5 protein-coding genes are annotated in these 3,489 nt (G+C 61.9%); 2 read left to right on the forward strand and 3 right to left on the reverse strand.

Annotated elements, in window-relative coordinates; translation table 11 throughout:
- Together ACFFAR_RS28320 and ACFFAR_RS28325 are read left to right on the forward strand one after the other, a co-directional pair.
- On the forward strand, positions 1-573 hold a 573-nt coding region (locus tag ACFFAR_RS28320), incomplete at its 5' end, for a TIGR00730 family Rossman fold protein (protein WP_375508918.1).
- Between the two features lie 15 nt (positions 574-588).
- Positions 589-1,335 carry an SDR family oxidoreductase gene (locus ACFFAR_RS28325; protein ID WP_174365080.1) on the forward strand — a complete coding sequence of 249 codons (747 nt, stop codon included), beginning with the start codon at positions 589-591 and terminating at the stop codon, positions 1,333-1,335.
- 12 nt (positions 1,336-1,347) lie between these two features.
- Here ACFFAR_RS28325 and ACFFAR_RS28330 read toward each other — a convergent pair whose 3' ends face one another.
- The 3 genes from ACFFAR_RS28330 to ACFFAR_RS28340 all read right to left on the reverse strand — a co-directional run.
- On the reverse strand, positions 1,348-1,944 hold the full coding sequence (locus tag ACFFAR_RS28330) for a DUF924 family protein (protein WP_174365079.1): 597 nt from the start codon (positions 1,942-1,944) through the stop codon (positions 1,348-1,350).
- Between the two features lie 17 nt (positions 1,945-1,961).
- On the reverse strand, positions 1,962-2,384 hold the full coding sequence (locus tag ACFFAR_RS28335; protein ID WP_062167116.1) for a group II truncated hemoglobin: 423 nt from the start codon (positions 2,382-2,384) through the stop codon (positions 1,962-1,964).
- Positions 2,385-2,404: 20 nt separating this feature from the next.
- A partial coding sequence (locus ACFFAR_RS28340; protein ID WP_375508919.1) for an ABC transporter permease occupies positions 2,405-3,489 on the reverse strand: 1,085 nt, incomplete at its 5' end.

Genomic DNA, 3,489 nt, shown 5'->3' on the forward strand with positions numbered 1-3,489 from the left:
TGCGTATATTGCGGCTCCTCGAACGGAGCCCGCCCGATCTATGCCGAAGCCGCCAAGGCGTTCGGCCGCGCATTGGTTGAAGCGGATCTCGCGCTGGTCTACGGCGGCGGGAGCGTGGGACTGATGGGCACGATTGCCGACGAAGTGCTCGCGCACGGCGGCCGCGCGATCGGTGTGATTCCCGAATTGCTGATGAACAAGGAAGTCGGCCACAAAGGGTTGACCGAATTGCACGTGGTGCCCGACATGCATCAGCGCAAGAAGAAAATGGCTGATCTGTCGGATGCGTTCGTATCGATGCCAGGTGGCGTCGGCACGTTCGAAGAGCTGTTCGAGGTTTATACGTGGGCGCAACTTCGATACCACGACAAGCCGGTCGCGCTCCTGAACATCGACAACTATTACGACCCGCTTCTTGCCATGTTGCGGCATACCGTAGAAGAAGGTTTCATGCGCGCACCGTTTCTCGACATGCTTCAGGTCGCGTCCGATCCGGTGAAGCTGATCGGCGCGCTCAAGGCTTATACGCCGCCGACGATCGATCGCTGGCCCGAGAAACGCGACGCTGTCTGAACGAGGACATTGAATATGTCGAAGGTTGTTTTGATCACGGGCGGCAGCCGCGGTATCGGGCGTTCTGCCGCATTGTTGTGCGCCGCTCGCGGCTGGTCTGTCGGCGTGAATTACGCGACGAACCGCGCCGCGGCCGATGACACCGTCACCCGCGTGCAGGCCGCGGGTGGCCGCGCAATCGCCATAGAAGGCGACGTGAGCGTGGAAGCCGATGTCATCGCCATGTTCGATGCCACGGCGAAAGCCTTTGGCCCGATCGATGGCTTCGTGAACAATGCGGGGATCGTCGCACCGGGCTCGGCGCTGGCCGACATGGACGTGGCCCGCATGAAACGCGTCTTCGATACCAATGTGCTCGGCGCCTACCTTTGCGCGCGTGAAGCGGCGCGGCGGATGTCGACAAAGCGCGGTGGTACTGGCGGGTCCATCGTCAATATTTCGTCAGCGGCGGCGCGGCTCGGATCGCCTAACGAATACGTGGATTACGCGGGCTCGAAAGGCGCCGTCGATACGCTGACCATCGGCCTTGCAAAGGAGCTTGGTCCGGAAGGCGTGCGCGTGAACGCCGTGCGGCCGGGCCTGATCGATACCGAGATTCACGCGAGCGGCGGCAAACCCGATCGCGCGGCGCAACTGGGCGCGCTGGCGCCGCTCGGCCGTCCCGGCACCGCCGATGAAGTCGCGGAATCGATCGTATGGCTGTTGTCGGATGCGTCGTCTTATGTGACGGGCGCGTTGCTGGATGTAGCCGGCGGACGGTAGGTCCTTGCGGTTTCAGAAGCCGCGATTCATCTTCAACCACTTAAGCTCTTCGGCCGTCGACTCGCGGCCGAGGATCGCATTTCGATGCGGAAAGCGTCCGAATGTCTCGATCACTTCAGCGTGAAGGATTGCGTACTTCAACCCTGATTCGATGTCCTTATCGCGGGTTTCATCGAAGAGGATTTGATGGAGGCGCACGGCTTCTCGCTGGCTTTCGAGGTTCTCGTCGTGCTCGAACGGCATGGCGACGAACATGCGGTGACAGGGTGTCGGCAAGCTGCGTTCTTTGCCTGTATCGACCAGTTCCCGGGCGATTTTCAGCGCCATCATGTCGCCGGAAAACGCGCGCTGCGTTCCGCGAAAACAATTGCGCGTGAACTGATCGAGCATCACGATCAACGCCAACGCGCCGGGCGGCGTGGCCTGCCACGATGCAAGTTCTCCCCTCAACGCCGATTCAAGCATCGGGCCGAAACGCTCACGGAGTGAGGCATCGAAAGCGGGGCTTTTCTTGAACCACTGCCTGCGCGCATGGCCGAATCCGGGCGAATCCGGCGTGCCGAACCAGGCGTCCAGCACTGCCTGAGCGTCGGGATCAAGGGTACTCATGGGCGTTGCCTTTGCGCTCAGCCCGGACGATTGCGCATCCAGTCGGCGGTATCGAAGAAAGAGGTGAGGAGGCGCTCGCGCATGATCTCGGTGAGGCCGATGTCCTCCATTGCCCATGCCATGCAGCGCAACCACTGATCGCGTTCCGGCGATGCAATCGCAAAAGGCAGATGCCGTGCGCGCAAACGCGGATGGCCAAACTTGGCTATGTAGTAATCGGGGCCGCCCATCCAGCCGCACAGGAACCAGAAGAATTTATCGCGAGAATTGTCGAGCGTGGGCGGATGCAAACCGCGCAGCACGGCGAATTCCGGCTCCAGGTCCATCAGGTCGTAGAACCGGTCGACGAGCGCGCGGACACGCTCCTCGCCGCCAATCAGTTCGAATGCCGTCGGTTGCGGCGTTTCTTGAGTCGTTGCGTCAGAAGTTGCTTCGGTCATGCGTATCTTTTGAAAATATCTCAGGCATCGCGCAGCGATTGCAGCGCCGGACGCGACAGCACGCGGCGCAGGCTCAACCAGCCACCGAGCCCCGAACAGACCACGCCCGCAGCAATGCCGGCCGGCACGAGCCATGGATTGAAGTCGATGTGAAATTCGAACACGCGCGTCGCAAGCAAAAAGCCGATGCCTTGCGCACCGAGCGCCGCCATCAGGCCGCTTAACGCACCCACCGCGATGAACTCCGCCGTCTGCACCGAGCGCACCTGCTTGTGCGAAGCGCCGAGCGCGCGCAGCAGCGCGGACTCGCGCATGCGTTCGTCGCGCGTACCGGCGAGCGCGGCGTACAACACGAGCACGCCTGCTGCCAGCGTGAAGATGAAAAGGAACTGCACGGCGCCAATGACCTGTTCCAGCACGCGCTGGATTTGCGCGAGGATCGGCGCGGTATCGATGGCGGTCACATTCGGATACTGCCCGACCAACCCGTCGATCAATCCCTGCTGCCCCGGCGGCAAATGGAAACTCGTGATGAACGTGGCGGGCAGGTCGCTGATGGACGGCGGCGGCATCAGAACGAAGAAGTTCACCTTGAACGAATTCCAGTCGACCTTGCGCAGACTCGTGACCGGCCCTTCCACCTGCATGCCGGCGACATCGAAACGCAGCGTGTCGCCGAGCTTCACGCCTATGGTCTTGGCGAGGCCCTGCTCTATCGATACTTGTGCCTTGCCGTCCGTGCCGTACCAATCGCCGCCAACCAGACGGTTATCGCTTGGCAGCTGCGTGGTGTACGACAAGTTGAACTCGCGGTCGACCAGCCGTTTTGCATCGGCTTTCTCGTAGTTGTCGGGGCTGACCGCTTTGCCGTTGACCGCGACGAGACGGCCTCGCACCATCGGCGACAGGGCGGCATCGGCCTGGCCATGCTGCTGCAGATAGGTCATGACACCGGCGCGCTGGTCGGGCTGGATATCGATGAGAAACTGATTCGGCGCATCGGGCGGAGTGGATTGCCGCCATCCGGCGATCAAGTCGCTGCGTGTCATGGCAATCAGCAACAGGCACATCAAGCCGATACCCAACGCCGTGATCGACGGCACCG

The organism is uncultured Caballeronia sp. (genome assembly GCF_964243625.1).
In the GTDB taxonomy this organism is placed as follows: Bacteria; Pseudomonadota; Gammaproteobacteria; order Burkholderiales; family Burkholderiaceae; genus Caballeronia.

What these genes read in the sequence shown, in the direction of transcription:
- ACFFAR_RS28325 (WP_174365080.1), top strand. Translation starts at nt 589, where the DNA reads ATGTCGAAGGTTGTTTTGATCACGGGCGGCAGCCGCGGTATCGGGCGT.
- ACFFAR_RS28330 (WP_174365079.1), bottom strand. Translation starts at nt 1,944, where the DNA reads ATGAGTACCCTTGATCCCGACGCTCAGGCAGTGCTGGACGCCTGGTTC.
- ACFFAR_RS28335 (WP_062167116.1), bottom strand. Translation starts at nt 2,384, where the DNA reads ATGACCGAAGCAACTTCTGACGCAACGACTCAAGAAACGCCGCAACCG.